The following is a 17,588-nucleotide window of genomic DNA, read 5'->3' as shown; positions in this document are numbered from 1 at the left end:
CTTATTCCGAGGCATTGCAAGGGGTTTAGCTATTTTTTCACCAGTTTTTGGCTGGTATTTCTCGTGTGACGCAGATAACAGTTTGAAACTTAAGGGACTGAAACCTGAGCCAATCCACGGCTAGCGACCAAATGGATTGAAGCCGCCGCCGCCGCCCATGCCACCCATCATGCCTTGCATGTTGCGCATCATTCCGCGCATGCCGCCTTTCTGCATCTTCTTCATCATTTTTTGCATCTGAGTGAATTGCTTCAAGAGACGGTTAACATCTTGCACTTGAGTACCAGAACCTGCAGCGATACGCTTTTTACGAGAACCTTTAATTAATTCAGGACGTTGACGCTCTTTCATTGTCATTGAGTTGATGATCGCTTCCATCTGCTTAAACATCTTGTCGTCAACTTTGTCTTTAACGTTATCAGGTAAGTTAGACATGCCTGGTAGCTTGTCCATCATTCCCATCATACCGCCCATATTTTGCATCTGACCAAGTTGCTCACGGAAATCTTCTAGGTCGAAACCTTTCTTCTCCTTGAACTTCTTCGCCATCTTTTCTGCTTTATCGGTATCAACATTACGTTGTAAATCTTCGATAAGAGAAAGAACGTCACCCATGCCTAAGATACGTGATGCAACACGATCTGGGTGGAAAGGTTCTAGTGCGTCAGTCTTTTCACCCACACCCAAGAACTTAACTGGTTTACCCGTAATATGACGAACAGAAAGCGCCGCACCACCACGAGCATCACCGTCGACTTTAGTTAATATGACACCCGTTAACGGCAGCGCATCACCAAAAGCTTTTGCTGTGTTCGCGGCATCCTGACCTGTCATCGCATCGACAACAAACAGCGTTTCGACTGGGTTGATTGCTGAATGGAGATCTTTAATCTCATCCATCATCTCATGGTCAACCGCTAAACGACCCGCGGTATCGACAATCAATACGTCATAAAACTTTTTCTTCGCATGATCGATAGCTGCATTGGCGATATCAATTGGCTTTTGATCTGCTGATGAAGGGAAGAAATCAACGCCAATATCGGTAGCAAGTGTTTCTAGCTGTTTGATCGCCGCTGGACGATAAACGTCGGCAGACACCACAAGAACTTTCTTCTTGTCACGCTCATGCAGCAGTTTAGAGAGTTTACCAACACTGGTCGTTTTACCCGCACCTTGCAGACCTGCCATTAAGATGACCGCAGGCGGCTGTGCAGCTAGATCCAGTGCTTCGTTGGATTCACCCATAACCGACTCAAGCTCAGCTTGAACGATTTTGATGAACTCTTGGCCTGGAGTTAAGGATTTAGAAACTTCAACACCAACGGCACGCTCTTTTACGCCTTTGATGAAATCTCGAACTACTGGCAGAGCAACGTCGGCTTCTAGAAGCGCCATGCGAACTTCGCGCAGAGTATCTTTAATATTGTCGTCGGTCAGACGACCTTTGCCGCTGATATTCTTCAGCGTTTTGGATAGACGATCCGTTAAATTCTCAAACATTTCTTTCTCTTCGCTGTAAATTGCGATCAATTGTAGTGAGTATACCTTAGCCAGCAGTGAGAGTCATACCTAACAAGATCAAATACGAGTCAATACTTTTTACTTCTGCGATGGCTCATTGAGTCGATGCAGGGTATAATTCCAGCTCTAAGCAATCGATTTTTTAGGAAAAATGGACAGTTTAATCGCAATTGCGGCCGCTATTCTTTATGTGCTGGCCATCGTTACAATTATCCCAGGCTTGGTCCACCAGGTCGGGATCCGTACAAAAACTGTTCTCGTCAGTGCGGTTTTAGCACTAGCTTTCCATGCGTGGCTACTCAGTGATCTCATTTTGAGTGGCAGTGGACAAAACCTCAGCATCTTGAATGTCGCTTCATTAATTGGCTTCATTATTTCGCTATTTATGAGCATTGCCATGCTTAAAACGCGAATTTGGTTCTTATTGCCTGTGGTTTACGGCTTTGCCGCCATTAACCTCTCTGCCGCCGCTTTTGTTCCAACTGCGTTTATTACTCACTTGGAGCACAATCCAAAACTGCTAATTCATATTTCGTTAGCACTTTTTTCCTATTCTACGCTCTCCATTGGTGCGCTTTACGCAATTCAATTAGCGTGGCTTGACCATAAGCTTAAGAATAAGAAAGCACTGACCATTAATCCTAATCTTCCACCTTTAATGATGGTTGAAAGACAGCTTTTCAAGATCATTTTGATTGGCACTGGTCTGCTTACCGCAACGCTTCTTACTGGTTTTGTGTTTGTTCAAGATATGTTTGCTCAAGGAAAAGCTCATAAAGGTGTGCTTTCGTTCTTGGCTTGGATTATCTACTCAGTATTGCTTTGGGGACATTACCGCAAAGGATGGCGAGGCAAAAAAGTGACTTGGTTTGCTGTTGCAGGCGCAACCTTGCTGACTCTGGCATACTTCGGTAGCCGATTCGTTAGGGAAATCATACTAAGCTAGATGGCTTGATATGCTCTACTTAGCACACTACGAATGTCGCGTTGACAACACAGTATAAATGGTTCATTAATTAACCAGCTATTAACTAAAGGAATTTTGAAGTTTTGGACGACATTTCGACCGGTATTTTGTTTGCAATCCTTGCAGGTCTAATTGTAATTTCCGGCTACTTTTCCGGCTCAGAGACAGGGATGATGTCTCTGAACCGCTATCGACTTAAACATCTTTCTAAGACTGGCCACAAAGGCGCGAAACGCGTCGAGCGCTTACTCAATCGCCCAGATCGGTTGATTGGGTTAATTCTCATCGGTAACAACCTCGTTAATATTCTCGCCTCAGCCATAGCCACCGTCATCGGTTTACGCCTTTATGGTGATATTGGTGTCGCCATTGCCACAGGTGCATTAACTCTGATTATTTTGGTCTTTGCCGAAGTCACACCGAAAACGCTCGCCGCCCTGTATCCAGAACGCGTCTCTTTTATGAGCAGTATCTTGCTGACCATTCTGATGAAGGTTCTGTCTCCTCTGGTTGTTTTAGTTAACTTTATTACTAACGGCTTTATTCGCTTATTGGGTATTCGCGTTAATCACAATGATGAAGATCATTTAAGCTCGGAGGAGCTGAGAACCGTAGTTAATGAAGCTGGCTCGCTGATCCCACGACGTCACCAAGATATGCTGATTTCTATTCTCGATCTTGAACACGTGACCGTGAATGACATTATGATCCCCCGCAACGAGATTACTGGCATCAATATTAATGATGATTGGAAATCAATTGTTCGTCAGTTAACCCACTCACCTCATGGTCGTGTGGTGCTGTATCGTGATCAGATTGATGAAGTAGTTGGGATGCTGCGTCTACGTGAATCTTATCGTTTAATGTTGGAGAAAAACGAATTCACCAAAGAAACCCTGCTCCGAAGTGCTGATGAGGTTTACTTCATTCCTGAAGGGACGCCACTCAACGTACAAATGCTAAAGTTCCAACGTAATAAAGAACGCATAGGACTGATCGTTGATGAGTACGGTGATATTAATGGCCTAGTCACCCTTGAAGACATTCTCGAGGAAATCGTTGGTGAGTTCACTACCTCAATGGCGCCAACACTCTCTGATGAAATTACGCCGCAAGGGGACGGTAGCTTCTTGATCGAAGGCAGCGCCAACATCCGAGACATTAATAAAGGCCTTAAATGGAACCTACCAACAGATGGCCCTAGAACATTGAATGGTTTAATGCTGGAGTATTTGGAAGATATTCCTGAAAGCCACCTGAGTGTTCAAGTTGCGGAGCATCAAATGGAAATTGTTGAACTGGAAGAGAACCGTATCAAGATGGTCAAAGTTTTTCCAAAGAACAAAAAATAACCAACCAGTATTAAAAGAAACGGCACCAAAAGGTGCCGTTTTCTCTACTTCCAAATGGAACAACCTAGTTGATATTAGGCCCTAACCACTTCTCAGCTTCCGTTTGATCCCAACCTTTACGATCAGCATAGCTGTCTACCTGATCTTGTTGAATCTGTGCAATTGCAAAGTATCGAGAATCAGGGTGTGAGAAATACCATCCGGACACAGAAGCACCTGGCCACATCGCATAGCTGGAAGTCAGTGACATACCGATAGTTTGCTCAACTTCGAGTAGCTCCCACAACGCACCTTTTTCCGTATGCTCTGGACAGGCTGGGTAACCAGGTGCTGGTCGGATACCTTGGTACTTTTCACGAATCAGATCGTCATTAGACAGGGCTTCATCTGCTGAGTAACCCCAGATCTCTTTACGAACTTTCTCATGCATGTATTCTGCAAACGCTTCTGCCAAACGATCAGCAACCGCTTGGATCATGATCGCATTGTAATCGTCACCTTGGGCTTTGTACTCGTCAGCCAGCTCACGCTCACCAATACCACCAGTTACCGCAAACGCACCAATCCAATCTTGCTTACCGCTTTCTTTTGGTGCTACATAATCAGAGAGACAGTAGTTGAACCCTTTAGGCTTTTCAGTTTGCTGACGCAAGTTATGCAGTATTTTGCGAACTTGGGTGCGAGATTCATCAGTGTATACTTCAATATCATCTCCGACAGATGCCGCTGGGAACAAGGCACACATGCCACTTGCTTTTAGCAAGCCCTCACGTTCAACTCGGTCTAGCAACTCATTGGCATCATGGAACAATCGCTTCGCTTCTTCACCTACTTCTTCATGCTCTAGTATCGCGGGATACTTGCCCACCAGCGACCAAGTCATAAAGAAAGGTGTCCAATCAATGTAATTTCTTAATGTTGCGACCTCAAAGTTCTCGAATACATGCACGCCCGGCTTCGCTGGAATCGGTGGCGTGTAGTTTTGCCAATCGATAGCCACCTTGTTTGCTCTGGCTTCTTCAAGTGTCACCGGTTTAGTTCTTGGCTTTTTACGGTTGTGCTGATCGCGCACGCGTTCATAATCGATATCAAGCTTTTCAATAAAGGCTGGTTTAAGCTCTTTAGATAACAGTGAAGTACAAACACCAACCGCACGAGATGCGTTATTCACGTAAACAACGGGTTCACTGTAGTTCTGTTCGATCTTCACCGCCGTGTGCGCTTTGGATGTAGTAGCACCGCCTATCAACAGTGGCAATGTGAAGCCTTGACGCTCCATCTCTTTTGCTACATGAACCATCTCATCAAGAGACGGAGTAATCAGTCCGGACAGACCGATAATATCCACGTTCTCTTCTTTGGCGACTTTAAGAATCGTTTCGCACGGCACCATAACGCCAAGATCAATGATTTCGTAGTTGTTACATTGCAAGACAACACCAACGATGTTCTTACCAATATCGTGAACATCGCCTTTCACTGTCGCAAGTAAGATCTTACCGTTTGAAGAACCTGCTTGTTTTTCTGCATTAATAAACGGTTCTAGGTGGGCAACCGCCTGTTTCATAACACGAGCGGATTTTACAACCTGAGGTAAGAACATTTTGCCTTCACCAAACAGGTCACCCACCACGTTCATGCCATCCATTAATGGCCCTTCAATGACTTCCAGAGGTTTAGACGCATTAACACGCGCCTCTTCGGTATCTTCAACAATAAACTCAGTGATACCTTTTACCAAAGCATGCTCTAAACGCTTTGAGACAGGCCAAGTGCGCCATTCAAGTGCACTGGCATCCTCCTCTTTGCCCACTCCCTTATTGGCATACTCAGCGGCAATATCAAGCAGTCTTTCGGTACCATCATCACGGCGGTTAAGTACGACATCTTCAACCGCTTCACGCAATTTCTCAGGCACATTGTCGTAAATCTCAAGCTGACCAGCATTTACGATACCCATGTCCATACCATTTTTAAAACAGTGATAAAGGAACACGGCATGAATGGCTTCGCGGACATAGTTGTTACCGCGGAAAGAGAACGAGACATTAGACACACCACCAGAAATCATGGCATGTGGGAGGTCTCGTTTAATGTCGGCAACGGCTTCAATGAAATCCACAGCGTAGTTGTTGTGCTCTTCTATACCTGTCGCCACTGCGAAAATGTTAGGGTCAAAAATGATATCTTCAGGTGGGAAACCAACCTCATCGACCAGAATATTGTAGGCGTTGGTACAAATTTCTAGCTTACGCTCACGAGTCTCTGCTTGACCAATTTCATCAAACGCCATCACGATAACCGCAGCACCATAGCGCCTGATTAACTTCGCTTGCTCAACAAATTTCTCTTTGCCTTCCTTCATGGAAATCGAGTTAACGATGCCTTTACCTTGAATACACTTCAGGCCAGCTTCAATCACTTCCCATTTTGATGAGTCTACCATGATTGGTACTTTGGAGATTTCAGGCTCAGAAGCACACAAGTTTAAGAAACGAACCATGCACGCCTCGGCATCAAGCATGCCTTCATCCATATTGATATCGATGATCTGCGCGCCGTTTTCGACTTGCTGACGAGCAACCTCTAACGCTTCGTCATATTGCTCTTCTTTAATAAGGCGCTTAAATCGTGCAGAGCCAGTTACGTTAGTACGTTCACCAACGTTAATAAATAAAGAGTCTTTCTCAATCGTCAGTGGCTCTAACCCTGATAGTCGACAAGCTACAGGTAGCTCTGGTAGAGGACGAGGAGTGACACCTTCAACGGCATTCGCCATTTGACGAATATGCTCAGGTGTCGTACCACAACAGCCACCAACGAGGTTTAGGAAGCCACTGCGCGCCCACTCACCAATGTGCTCTGCCATATCTTCTGGCGACAAGTCATATTCACCAAAGGCGTTAGGTAAGCCTGCATTAGGGTGAGCAGAAACAAAGCTCTCGCCAATACGCGACATTTCTTCAACATATTGTCTAAGCTCATCAGGGCCTAAAGCGCAGTTTAAGCCAAAGGAAAGCGGTCTTACGTGACGTAACGCGTTATAGAAAGCTTCTGTTGTTTGACCTGAAAGAGTTCGTCCGGATGCATCGGTAATTGTACCCGAAATCATCACTGGCAGCTCATAGCCAAGCTCTTCGAACACAGATTCGACGGCAAAAGCACACGCCTTCGCATTGAGTGTATCGAAGATAGTTTCGATAAGGATTAGGTCTGAGCCACCTTTGATCAGTGCATGTGTTGATTCTGAGTACGCTTCTACCAATTCATCAAACGTGACATTACGATAACCAGGATCATTCACATCGGGAGATATTGAACAGGTTCTGTTGGTTGGGCCAAGTACACCAGCAACATAGCGAGGTCGGTCTGGCGTTTTAGTCGTCCACTCATCTGCGGCTTCACGAGCCAGCTTTGCCGCTTGGTAGTTAATTTCCTCGCTGAGCGATTCCATATCATAGTCGGCCATTGCTATCGTGGTAGCGTTAAAGGTATTGGTCTCTAAGATGTCCGCGCCGGCTTCCAGATAAGCACTATGAATCTCTTTAATAAGTGCTGGCTGAGTCAATACTAAAAGGTCATTGTTACCTTTCAGATCACTCGGCCAATCAGCAAAGCGCTCACCTCGGTAATCTTCTTCCTCAAGCTTATAACCCTGAATCATGGTACCCATACCACCATCAATCAGTAGAATTCGTTGCCTTAGCTGACTCTCTATTTGTTGTCTTACGTTACTTCCCACGATACTGCCTCATTCCTTGCTTATGCCGTCATCGTATCATAGATTTTTTAGAAATCTAGACGTCTAAAAATCTTTCTAGTCTTATTATCTTCCACGTTATCTAACTAAAAGGACTGACACAAGCGCTTCTATATTCTATCCACTGACTACAATTTCATTCCGGTTATGAGAAAAATCCGCAAGTTACCTCATTAAGCTCTAATCTATAAACAAGAGGAATGAATTCAAAAATAGTGATTGATATTCCTGCAAGAGAAGCACAAAATCCCATTAACATTTTTTTACAAACTAGGTGGAGTGATGTCCGTTTATCAGACTTTATGTTTTTTGTCGGCAGCGGCAATGTTAATTGCCTTTGTAAACAGCAAGATAGGAAAAATGCAGACTACGATAGCCATCACTGCTGGTGCAATGATGCTGTCGCTACTCATCTTGATTGCTGGCCAAAACGATTGGTTTCAACTTACTGAGATTGCCACAGAGACCGTAGCTGATATTGATTTTGAAGACTTCCTTCTACAAGGGATCCTTGGTTTCTTACTCTTTGCAGGTGGTTTGGGCATTAAATTGCCTCACTTAAAAGATCAGAAATGGGAAATCACCGTACTCGCACTCGGTGCCACACTGTTCTCGACCTTCTTCATCGGTTTTGTGTTGTATGGATTTTGTAATGTCATTGGCATTCAGTTTGATCTCATCTACTGCTTGCTGTTTGGTGCTCTTATCTCTCCAACGGACCCTATCGCAGTATTGGCAATCGTCAAAAAGCTCAACGCGCCTGAACGCGTTTCAACGCAGGTTGAAGGTGAGTCACTGTTTAACGATGGTTTCGGTCTGGTTATCTTCGTCACTCTCTTTACGATCGCTTTTGGCAGTGAGACACCAACTGTCGGCAGCGTGACTATGTTGTTCTTACAAGAAGCTCTGGGCGGTATCTTATATGGCTTTGTTTTAGGCTTAGTATTCCACTACCTAATTAGCTCGACCGACGACCACTCTATGGAACTACTACTTACCATAGGTATCCCAACAGCCGGCTATGCTTTTGCAGAAGTGCTTCATGTTTCAGGCCCATTGTCGATGGTGGTGTCTGGCATTATGATCGGTAACTGGACTCGTTATATCGGCTTCTCAAAAGAAACAGAAGACCACCTAGACCACTTCTGGGAGCTTGTTGACGAGTTTTTAAATGGCGTACTGTTCTTACTTATTGGTATGTCGATGCTGCTGTTCCAATTTCATCAAGAAGACTGGATTTTGATGGCCTTCTCCATTCCTCTGGTTCTTGGTGCGCGCTATTTAAGTGTCGCACTGGCCTATGTAGGCTTTAAACGCTATCGCACTTATAACCCTTGGTCAGTTCGAATTTTAACGTGGGGAGGCCTACGCGGCGGTCTTGCTTTAGCAATGGCACTCTCTATTCCATCGGGAATTTGGGTTATCGAAGACAAACTTATCGACGTTAAAGAGATAATTCTTGTTATGACCTACTCTGTGGTGGTTTTCTCTATTCTTATTCAAGGCTCCACCATTACACCTATGATTGAAAAAGCGAAGCTTGCAGAGAAGGAAATGGCGGAAAAGAAAGCGGCTCAAGAGCAAACCAACGCCCATCAAGAATAGCGAGTCTTTAATATCTACCAATAGCCTCACCTTATCGGTGGGGCTTTTTTATGAAGATAGTAGTGAAGCAGTAATACTAAAACACATCAAAAGCAAAATAGGCCGTATCTTATGATACGGCCTATTTATAAGTGGCTCCACTGACCATGCACTCGTAGCGACATACTACGGGGCCACTTAGGTCAGCGACATCAAGCTTGCAAAGCTTAGGAGCGTAAATGCAAAAAGACCGCATCTTTCGATGCGGTCTTTTTTAAAGTGGCTCCCCCTGCGGGACTCGAACCTGCGACATACGGATTAACAGTCCGCCGTTCTACCAACTGAACTAAGGGGGAATTATTTGTGTAAGCACTGGTCATTAAGACCATTATTTGCTTAAGCACCAAATAATGGTGCCTCGAGGCGGAATCGAACCACCGACACGAGGATTTTCAATCCTCTGCTCTACCGACTGAGCTATCGAGGCAAATAAATGGTGCCGACTACCGGAATCGAACTGGTGACCTACTGATTACAAGTCAGTTGCTCTACCTACTGAGCTAAGTCGGCGACACTTTATTTTGCGTTGCTCGTGCTAATTTCTATCAACACCAACAATATCAAATTGTGGTGCCCGGAGGCGGAATCGAACCACCGACACGAGGATTTTCAATCCTCTGCTCTACCGACTGAGCTATCCGGGCAACGGAGCGCTATTAAACGGATTTTCCGGTCTCCCGTCAACGCTTTTTTGAAAAAAACTTCAAAAAAGCGTTCAAGCGCTGCATTTTTCATCGAATCGTATTCGTTTTGCGCAGATCGGGACAAATTAGCCTTTTCCAGCATTAAAATCTTTTTTGAATTTAGTTACTTTCTCCAAATAACGTCGCGCTTCAGCATTCGGGTGTTTTTTAGTCAACGCCCAATAAACTTGATTCGGTTGCAACGAATTGAGGTCGTTCATCGCTCGCTTTCTGTCACTATGGAATGTTTTCAGCACCCCTCCCGTCCCGCCGTTATATGCGGAAATCATACTGTACTCCAACGACAGTGGATGCCTAACATCTTTCAAGTAGCGATTTTTTAGAATGTAGAAGTACGCCGTCCCAGTATCAATATTCTGTTCAGGGTTGAACAAATACTCTGGCGTCGGTTCTCCCGGTTTGTTTTTGACAAGATTAAACACATCTCGACCCGCAGTCTTTGGCACCACCTGCATCAAACCATAGGCATTAGCCCAGCTAACCGCATAAGGGTTAAAGCTACTTTCTGTTTTTATAATCGCGTAGATAAGATCTTCCGGGATGTCATAGCGCTTAGAAGCCCGGCGTACGATATCTGCATACTGGTAACTACGCTGTTTAAAGTGATCCGCTACCATGGGGATCTCAACGTAGTATGCCTTCTTGAAATCTACGTTTTTGGTCTTTAACTTATTCGCAATGAGATAATCGGCAAAACGGTTAGCACGCCACGTCCATTGGATTGGTTTTTTCTCTTGGTCGACAACCTGGTTATAAAGAAACGGCTGACCTTCTAACTTAATGGCTTTAGACGAGAACAAGTCAACGCTTGATGGATCATCAGGCGTCAACAGCGTTGTCACGATAGCGGCCTTAAGGTGCTTCTCCGGCTCGGTTGGAGACACGGTTTCAATCGTGATAAGACCTTTACTAAAGTTAACCTCGGCGCGACTCAAGTAGTTATCAATGTATTTCACATAATTACTTTTACCAGCAACCTTAACTTCGCGACTACCCCAGCGCTTCTGGATATTACCGTTAAAGCTGTTGATCAGCGCGTCCAACGCCTTTGTATCTTTTACATATTGGCCTGGGAGTTCGGCTAAGTTCTTAGCAAAGCGGTTAGTTGGCTCGTAGTTAACATCATATATCTTCTCGATAAATTCGCGACTACAGCCCACCAGCAATAGGGGAACCAGAAAGTAGATTAACTTCTTCATAGACAACATTAAAAACACCACCCAAAAGGTGGTGTTTGATTTATTCCTTGTAGATTACTCTGACGGCGGCGTGTAGCCGTCGATGACGACATCCTTTCCTTCAAATAAGAAGTTCACCATTTCAGTTTCAATCAACTTACGATGCTCGGGATCCATCATGTTGAGTTTCTTCTCATTGATCAGCATGGTCTGCTTAGACTGCCATAAAGCCCATGCTTCTTTCGAAATGTTATCGAAGATACGTTTACCCAATTCACCTGGGTACAATTGGAAGTCGAGACCTTCAGCATCTTTCTGTAGGTGAGCACAAAAAACCATACGGCTCATATTGTTATCCTCAATTAATGTCGTTGTAAGGTTTCAATTAGCGACTTAACTGGTGCCGCTAATCCAACCTTTTCTGGATTAGTTATGTTATACCAAAGACCTTTCGACTCTTCCATCACCATTGTTGGAAGCTGGTTAAGCGTCACGACGATTGGCGTTATATCGAGGTGATAATGGCTGAATGTATGTCGAAACGCGATTTCAACCTCTCTAGATTGGATATTTCGCTGTTGGATACCATATTGCTCCAACACCTCATCAATATCTGCGCTAGGACTCTCAGGGAAGCAAAACAAACCACCCCAAATCCCCGTTTGAGGCCTTTGAGCCAGCCAGAGTTCATCTTGGTGTTTTAAAATCACAAACCAAGTTTCTTTTTCAGGTTTGGTTTTCTTAGGTTTCTTTCCCGGGTAATCAAGAGGATTCCCCTGCTTATTAGCAACACAAAAGCTTTCTACCGGACACAATGTGCATTTTGGTCGACTTCTGGTACAAACCATTGCCCCCATGTCCATCATTGCTTGATTGTACTTATCCGTATCTTCCGCGGGAGTATGTTGTTCAGCAATTTGCCATAGCTGGTTTTCTACTTTTTTCTGCCCAGGCCACCCTTCCACAGCAAAACTGCGAGCAAGTGTTCGTTTTACATTACCATCGAGAATTGCATGAGGCAGTTTATGAACTGATGATAAAACAGCAGCTGCGGTCGAACGCCCCACTCCTGGTAATGCATTCATTGCTTCGAGTGACAAAGGAAATTCACCACCATGCTGTTCGACAACAACTTGAGCGGCCTTATGAAGGTTGCGTGCTCGGGCGTAATATCCCAACCCCGTCCACAAGTGTAACACTTCATCTTGTGGCGCTTTAGCCAAAGACTCTACTGTGGGAAAGTGCTCCAGAAACCTTTCATAGTATGGAATGACGGTGGTCACTTGTGTCTGTTGTAGCATGATTTCCGACAACCAAACCTTATAGGCGGTCTTCTGTTGTTGCCACGGTAGCTCTTTGCGACCGTATTTCTCATACCAATCTAATATTGAGCGTGCAAAAGGCGTCACAATTACTCTCATCTCTCTTATAATTTGCTAGAAATTGCACCACACTTAGTAACAGAAGTAAAACTGCGTGAAATTCTGATCCGATAATGCTTGCTTGCGAGCAAATTCTTTGGATAATTCCCGCTCTGATTATTGAATGAACAGGCTAAACCAATGAGTGAAGTGACTACTAACGAATACACAGAAGATGGCAAACTGATTCGCAAAGTTCGCAGTTTTGTTCGTCGTGAAGGACGCCTAACCAAAGGCCAAGAATCGGCGATGGAAGAGTGCTGGCCTACAATGGGTATTGATTACCAAGAGTCACTACTCAACTGGGAACAGGTATTTGGTAACAATAACCCTGTTGTTCTTGAAGTTGGTTTCGGCATGGGCGCTTCTTTGGTCGAAATGGCAAAGAACGCACCAGAAAAGAACTTTATTGGCATTGAAGTACACAGCCCAGGCGTAGGTGCATGTCTATCATCAGCGCGCGATGCTGGTATTACTAACCTGCGTGTTATGTGTCACGATGCGGTTGAAGTCTTTGCCAACATGATTCCGGACAGCAGCCTAAGTACAATGCAGTTGTTCTTCCCTGACCCATGGCATAAAAAGCGTCACCACAAACGTCGTATTGTGCAGTTAGATTTTGCTGAAATGGTAAGAACTAAGCTTATTCCAGAAACAGGCGTATTCCACATGGCTACAGACTGGGAAAACTATGCCGAGCATATGGTTGAGGTAATGAACCAAGCACCTGGCTATGAGAATATTGCTACTGATGGTGACTTTGTACCACGTCCAGATGATCGTCCTTTAACAAAGTTTGAAGCTCGCGGTCACAGACTTGGTCATGGTGTTTGGGATATCAAATATCGCCGCACAGCTTAAGTTTCGATTGCTAATCGAATTCTAATCCTGAAAAGCCAACCTCCCGTTGGCTTTTTTTGGCGCTTACGTTGGGAGAACAACAAATATGAAACCAACTAAACAGATTCTTTCTACTATCCTCAGTGAAGTAAAACCACTGATTGGACAAGGAAAAGTCGCGGACTACATCCCTGCTCTTGCAAAAGTACCTAACAACAAACTAGGCATAGCAGTGTACACCAACGAAGGTGAAGTAATTACCGCTGGAGACGCCGAAGAGTCCTTTTCTATACAGTCAATTTCCAAAGCCCTGAGCCTAACTTTGGCAATGATGCTGTATAAACCAGAGGAAATCTGGCAGCGTGTCGGCAAGGAACCCTCAGGGCAAGCATTTAACTCACTAATCCAGCTTGAGATGGAACAAGGAATACCGAGAAACCCGTTTATTAACGCAGGCGCGATTGTGGTAGCCGACCTACTGCAAAGTCGCTTATCGGCGCCTAGGCAGCGTCTATTGGAGTTTGTTAGAACACTTTCAGGTGACAACCATATTGTCTACGATAAGATCGTGGCAGCTTCAGAAATGATGCACAGTGACCGCAATGCGGCTATCGCTTATCTAATGCGCTCGTTTGGCAACTTTAATAACGATGTTATTCCTGTTCTCAATAACTATTTCCATGCCTGCGCTTTAAAGATGAGCTGTGTTGATCTTGCCAAAACCTTTAGTTATTTAGCCAATCAAGGGCAATCCGTAAATACTAAGAAGCAGATCATCACACCGACACAAACCAAGCAGCTCAATGCGTTATTGGCGACATGCGGCCTCTATGATGGTGCCGGGGAGTTTGCTTACCGTGTCGGCATGCCAGGTAAGTCAGGTGTGGGCGGTGGCATTATTGCAATGGTTCCGGGTGAAATGACTATCGCGGTTTGGTCTCCAGAACTGGATAAATCTGGTAACTCTCTCGCTGGGACGAGAGCGTTGGAGATGCTTTCGGAGCGAATTGGACGTTCTATATTTTAATTGAAAAGGGAGGCATTTCGCCTCCCTTTTTACATAAAGCCTTCAAGTAAATCATTTAAAAACAAACGACCTTTATCGGTGATCTGCCACTCTTTCGAGGTCTCACTGATGTAGCCTTTTTGTTTCGCCCAAGTTAACTTGTCTTCGATATCTCTTTCAGACAAACCTGTTCGCTCTGTAAATTCAACTCGCGGACATGCTTCCAACAACCTGAAACGGTTCATGAAGAACTCAAACGGACGCTCTTCCGGAGCCACTTCGGTTTGAGAATCTAGGTATGGCTTTAACATATTGAGATAGCCGCGTGGGTGCTTCACTTTAGTCGTTCGAACAATACGACCATCGGAAAAACTCAACTTACCATGGGCACCGCAGCCAATACCTAGGTAATCGCCAAAACGCCAGTAGTTTAAGTTATGCTGACATTGAAAGTCTGGCTTGCTATAGCCCGAAATCTCATATTGCTGATAACCAGCCTCCACCAGCATTTGATGTCCTTGCTCGAAGATATCCCAAAGATCATCATCATCTGGCAATGTAGGTGGCTTAGAGTAGAACAGGGTATTCGGCTCGATTGTGAGTTGGTACCACGAAAGATGCGGTGGCGCCAATTCAATCGCCTGCTTAAGATCACTTAATGCGTCATCAATAGATTGATCTGGTAATCCATGCATAAGATCCAAGTTAAAGCTGTTTAAGCCAATTTCATGAGCCAGCTTTGCTGCATTGACCGCTTCACTTTCACCATGAATTCGTCCTAAGCGCTCAAGTTTGGTTTGCTGAAAGCTCTGCACACCAATAGAGATGCGTGTGACACCTGCGACTCGGTACTGCTCAAATCGTGCAGCTTCGATCGTTCCTGGATTGGCCTCCATAGTGATTTCTATGTCATCACGAAATGGAATACGCTCCCTTACTCCATCAAGCAACTGCTTAATGTATTCTGGAGCGATTAAACTTGGTGTACCACCACCAATGAAAATTGAGTACAGCGGGCGAGAATCTGAAGCCAATCCGTATTGACGAATATCAGTATCTAAATCCTCAAGTAACGCCGTTATGTATGCTTGTTGGGGAATATCTCCCTTTTGGGCATGCGAGTTAAAGTCGCAGTATGGACATTTTTGAACACACCAAGGAATATGGATATAGAGACTCAGCGGCGGCGGTACCAGCACAGGTGTTTGCTCCATGTTAAAGACCTTGCGCATTAATCGTTGCGAAAAGCTCCTTTAACGCTTTACCGCGGTGTGACAGCTGTTTTTTACGTGCAGGTTCTAGGTCAGCAGACGTACAGTTGTCTTCAGGCACAAAGAAAATAGGATCATAACCAAAACCATTGTCGCCACTTGGCTCCGTTAGAATACGACCTTCCCATTTTCCATGGCAAACGATCGGCGTAGGATCAGCGGCATGACGCATTAATACCAACACGCAATGAAACCGTGCAGTCCTCTGTGCTTCAGGAACCCCTTTCAACTCTTCTAGTACTTTATCTAGGTTATGCTTGTCCGTTGCTCCTTCTCCAGAGTAACGAGCAGAGTAGATCCCCGGTGCGCCTTTTAAGTAATCAACTTCTAACCCAGAGTCATCTGCAATCGCAGCTAGTCCTGTTTCTTGAGCGGCATGTCTGGCCTTAATGATGGCATTCTCGATGAATGTCGTACCGGTTTCAGCCACTTCTGAGACATTGAATTCACTTTGGGCATGGACTTCAAAACCAAAATCAGATAGCAAATCAGCCATCTCTTTCACTTTGCCTTGATTGCCGGTTGCAAGTACGATTTTTTTGCTCATGGGGTTCTCTCGAGTTAGTAAGCTTAAGCGTTGGTATTTATTGGAACCTTAAGGTTCTACATACAGTTTCTGACTAAAGGTAATAGGACCGCGACCTTTGTTTCCAGCATCAATATCAATCGTGAATCGATATTGCTCTTCGTTCACGATAGGAAATTGAGCCAAGTAGTATATCGCATCTCCTTCCTTAATTTCTTTAAACTCGAGCGTTTTGGTTTGGCCAATCAGGTTTTTAGCATTGCCTTTTATCGATACTGGCATGGCAGGCTTACCCGCGCTTGAACGATCAAGGACACTGATATTCACCGTTGCAACAAACTCATTACGCTTCAAACCATAGCTACGCGCCACTTGTGGCGTCATAAACGTCGAGTTAAACACCACATAATGCACTTCTGCATCCTTGATTGTTTTGAACTGTTCCGCTTGAGCTAACCCAGCCACCATCAATGCCGAAATCAACAATAACCACTTTTTCATTGTTCTTCTCCTTTAAAAAAGCCCTCATAAGAGGGCCATAAATTCCTTGGGAATCAGTACAGGTGACACTATTCGAAGTTGTTTGTGCCTTCCAAGCTCACCTTTCTCAATCAACACTTGTCCCTTTGCGACTTTAAATTGTTTAGCAAGGTACTTGCTCAAATGCGCATTGGCCTTTCCATCAACAGGAGGGGCAGTAATCGCCACCTTAAATTCTTCTCCATGCTCTCCCACCAGCTTGTCTCGACTGGCTTTAGGTTGAACATAAATACGAAGAATGAGCTCTTCTCCATCCTGTTTTACGGCTGACATTAAAGTCGATACCAAATTGGACCAATAAGATCGCCCATTAGGAAATTAGCAAACTGCAGCACAATAAATAGCACTAACACACTCAAATCAAACCCACCCATCGCTGGAATGATTCGGCGAATTGGTGCCAGCATAGGCTCTGTCAATTGATGGAAGACATACTCGATCGGACTGCGCCCTTGACTGACCCAGCTTAAGATTGCACGAATTAATAGTACCCAGAACAACAATCCACCCGCGGCTTTAATCAGAGAAAGCAAGCCTAGGAACAAGAAGTCAGCACCGAAGCTAAAGTTGCCACCAGAAGCTATCAGTACCAAAGCCACGTATTTACCAACACAAAGAACGTAAGCAAACAGTAACGTCGCCATATCAATAGCGCCAATAGACGGAATAATTCGTCTTAGTGGCGCTACTACAGGTTGGGTTGCTTTCACAATAAACTGTGAAAACGGGTTGTAGAAGTCTGCGCGTGCTGCCTGTAGCCAAATGCGCAAAATCACGACCATAATGTAGAGATCAAACAAGGTCGAAACCAAGAAACTCATTGAATTCATAACTAGCCCTTACGAGTTATCATTG

General features: G+C 44.7%; 15 protein-coding genes and 4 tRNA genes. 5 read left to right on the top strand and 14 right to left on the bottom strand.

Annotated features, from left to right (window positions below):
* Positions 1 to 120: 120 nt before the first annotated feature.
* On the bottom strand, positions 121 to 1,503 hold the full coding sequence (gene ffh / locus HW45_RS02025) for a signal recognition particle protein (RefSeq protein ID WP_038224377.1): 1,383 nt from the start codon (positions 1,501 to 1,503) through the stop codon (positions 121 to 123).
* Between the two features lie 172 nt (positions 1,504 to 1,675).
* On the opposite strand from ffh, the gene HW45_RS02020 reads away from it, so the two are divergent.
* Both HW45_RS02020 and HW45_RS02015 read left to right on the top strand, forming a co-directional pair.
* The gene (locus HW45_RS02020; RefSeq protein WP_038224308.1) at positions 1,676 to 2,470 is read left to right on the top strand and encodes a cytochrome C assembly family protein; all 795 of its coding nucleotides are present in this window, start codon (positions 1,676 to 1,678) and stop codon (positions 2,468 to 2,470) included.
* A 104-nt stretch (positions 2,471 to 2,574) separates the two neighbouring features.
* Positions 2,575 to 3,843, top strand: a complete 1,269-nt coding sequence (locus tag HW45_RS02015) for an HlyC/CorC family transporter (RefSeq protein WP_006075528.1) — start codon at positions 2,575 to 2,577, stop codon at positions 3,841 to 3,843.
* A gap of 64 nt (positions 3,844 to 3,907) precedes the next feature.
* On the opposite strand, the gene metH is transcribed toward HW45_RS02015, so the two are convergent.
* Positions 3,908 to 7,585 carry a methionine synthase gene (gene metH, locus HW45_RS02010; RefSeq protein WP_038224307.1) on the bottom strand — a complete coding sequence of 1,226 codons (3,678 nt, stop codon included), beginning with the start codon at positions 7,583 to 7,585 and terminating at the stop codon, positions 3,908 to 3,910.
* 300 nt (positions 7,586 to 7,885) lie between these two features.
* Between metH and HW45_RS02005 the strand changes: the two genes are divergently transcribed.
* Positions 7,886 to 9,208, top strand: coding sequence for a cation:proton antiporter (locus tag HW45_RS02005; protein WP_038224306.1), 1,323 nt, complete (start codon positions 7,886 to 7,888; stop codon positions 9,206 to 9,208).
* Between the two features lie 259 nt (positions 9,209 to 9,467).
* Here the strand turns inward: HW45_RS02005 and HW45_RS02000 are convergent.
* The 7 genes from HW45_RS02000 to mutY all read right to left on the bottom strand — a co-directional run bounded on the left by HW45_RS02000 (position 9,468) and on the right by mutY (position 12,550).
* Positions 9,468 to 9,543, bottom strand: a tRNA-Asn gene (locus tag HW45_RS02000).
* Positions 9,544 to 9,598: 55 nt separating this feature from the next.
* Positions 9,599 to 9,674 (bottom strand) — tRNA-Phe (locus tag HW45_RS01995).
* A 7-nt stretch (positions 9,675 to 9,681) separates the two neighbouring features.
* Positions 9,682 to 9,757, bottom strand: a tRNA-Thr gene (locus tag HW45_RS01990).
* A 58-nt stretch (positions 9,758 to 9,815) separates the two neighbouring features.
* Positions 9,816 to 9,891 (bottom strand) — tRNA-Phe (locus tag HW45_RS01985).
* Between the two features lie 125 nt (positions 9,892 to 10,016).
* A complete protein-coding gene (gene mltC / locus HW45_RS01980; protein ID WP_038224375.1) occupies positions 10,017 to 11,150 on the bottom strand; it encodes a membrane-bound lytic murein transglycosylase MltC in 1,134 nt (377 codons plus the stop codon).
* Between the two features lie 54 nt (positions 11,151 to 11,204).
* Entirely contained in the window at positions 11,205 to 11,477 is a 273-nt protein-coding gene (locus HW45_RS01975) for an oxidative damage protection protein (RefSeq protein ID WP_038224304.1), read from the bottom strand.
* Between the two features lie 14 nt (positions 11,478 to 11,491).
* Positions 11,492 to 12,550, bottom strand: coding sequence for an A/G-specific adenine glycosylase (gene mutY / locus HW45_RS01970; RefSeq protein WP_216613724.1), 1,059 nt, complete (start codon positions 12,548 to 12,550; stop codon positions 11,492 to 11,494).
* Positions 12,551 to 12,691: 141 nt separating this feature from the next.
* On the opposite strand from mutY, the gene trmB reads away from it, so the two are divergent.
* Together trmB and glsB are read left to right on the top strand one after the other, a co-directional pair.
* Positions 12,692 to 13,411 carry a tRNA (guanosine(46)-N7)-methyltransferase TrmB gene (trmB, locus tag HW45_RS01965; protein ID WP_006075540.1) on the top strand — a complete coding sequence of 240 codons (720 nt, stop codon included), beginning with the start codon at positions 12,692 to 12,694 and terminating at the stop codon, positions 13,409 to 13,411.
* Between the two features lie 85 nt (positions 13,412 to 13,496).
* On the top strand, positions 13,497 to 14,417 hold the full coding sequence (gene glsB / locus HW45_RS01960; RefSeq protein WP_038224302.1) for a glutaminase B: 921 nt from the start codon (positions 13,497 to 13,499) through the stop codon (positions 14,415 to 14,417).
* A gap of 29 nt (positions 14,418 to 14,446) precedes the next feature.
* On the opposite strand, the gene hemW is transcribed toward glsB, so the two are convergent.
* The 5 genes from hemW to HW45_RS01935 are packed head-to-tail and all read right to left on the bottom strand — an operon-like array spanning position 14,447 to position 17,563.
* Entirely contained in the window at positions 14,447 to 15,595 is a 1,149-nt protein-coding gene (gene hemW, locus HW45_RS01955) for a radical SAM family heme chaperone HemW (protein WP_038224372.1), read from the bottom strand.
* Positions 15,596 to 15,611: 16 nt separating this feature from the next.
* Positions 15,612 to 16,214 carry an XTP/dITP diphosphatase gene (locus HW45_RS01950; RefSeq protein ID WP_038224300.1) on the bottom strand — a complete coding sequence of 201 codons (603 nt, stop codon included), beginning with the start codon at positions 16,212 to 16,214 and terminating at the stop codon, positions 15,612 to 15,614.
* 48 nt (positions 16,215 to 16,262) lie between these two features.
* Entirely contained in the window at positions 16,263 to 16,694 is a 432-nt protein-coding gene (locus tag HW45_RS01945) for a DUF4426 domain-containing protein (RefSeq protein WP_038224298.1), read from the bottom strand.
* 24 nt (positions 16,695 to 16,718) lie between these two features.
* Complete coding sequence (yggU, locus tag HW45_RS01940) at positions 16,719 to 17,006, bottom strand: DUF167 family protein YggU (protein ID WP_038224296.1); 288 nt, start codon at positions 17,004 to 17,006, stop codon at positions 16,719 to 16,721.
* Positions 17,006 to 17,563, bottom strand: coding sequence for a YggT family protein (locus HW45_RS01935; protein ID WP_038224294.1), 558 nt, complete (start codon positions 17,561 to 17,563; stop codon positions 17,006 to 17,008). Before HW45_RS01935 ends, yggU begins: the two co-directional genes overlap by 1 nt.
* Positions 17,564 to 17,588: the final 25 nt, after the last annotated feature.

The sequence above is a fragment of the Vibrio sp. ER1A genome (genome assembly GCF_000733315.1).
Lineage (GTDB): Bacteria > Pseudomonadota > Gammaproteobacteria > Enterobacterales > Vibrionaceae > Vibrio > Vibrio mediterranei.
This window is presented reverse-complemented; position numbering and strand designations above follow the sequence as displayed.

Bases quoted from the DNA above. Each gene is read 5' to 3' on its own strand.
- ffh (WP_038224377.1), bottom strand. From the start codon at position 1,503: ATGTTTGAGAATTTAACGGATCGTCTATCCAAAACGCTGAAGAATATC.
- HW45_RS02020 (WP_038224308.1), top strand. From the start codon at position 1,676: ATGGACAGTTTAATCGCAATTGCGGCCGCTATTCTTTATGTGCTGGCC.
- HW45_RS02005 (WP_038224306.1), top strand. From the start codon at position 7,886: ATGTCCGTTTATCAGACTTTATGTTTTTTGTCGGCAGCGGCAATGTTA.
- mltC (WP_038224375.1), bottom strand. From the start codon at position 11,150: ATGAAGAAGTTAATCTACTTTCTGGTTCCCCTATTGCTGGTGGGCTGT.
- HW45_RS01975 (WP_038224304.1), bottom strand. From the start codon at position 11,477: ATGAGCCGTATGGTTTTTTGTGCTCACCTACAGAAAGATGCTGAAGGT.
- mutY (WP_216613724.1), bottom strand. From the start codon at position 12,550: ATGAGAGTAATTGTGACGCCTTTTGCACGCTCAATATTAGATTGGTAT.
- trmB (WP_006075540.1), top strand. From the start codon at position 12,692: ATGAGTGAAGTGACTACTAACGAATACACAGAAGATGGCAAACTGATT.
- glsB (WP_038224302.1), top strand. From the start codon at position 13,497: ATGAAACCAACTAAACAGATTCTTTCTACTATCCTCAGTGAAGTAAAA.
- HW45_RS01950 (WP_038224300.1), bottom strand. From the start codon at position 16,214: ATGAGCAAAAAAATCGTACTTGCAACCGGCAATCAAGGCAAAGTGAAA.
- HW45_RS01945 (WP_038224298.1), bottom strand. From the start codon at position 16,694: ATGAAAAAGTGGTTATTGTTGATTTCGGCATTGATGGTGGCTGGGTTA.
- yggU (WP_038224296.1), bottom strand. From the start codon at position 17,006: ATGTCAGCCGTAAAACAGGATGGAGAAGAGCTCATTCTTCGTATTTAT.
- HW45_RS01935 (WP_038224294.1), bottom strand. From the start codon at position 17,563: ATGAATTCAATGAGTTTCTTGGTTTCGACCTTGTTTGATCTCTACATT.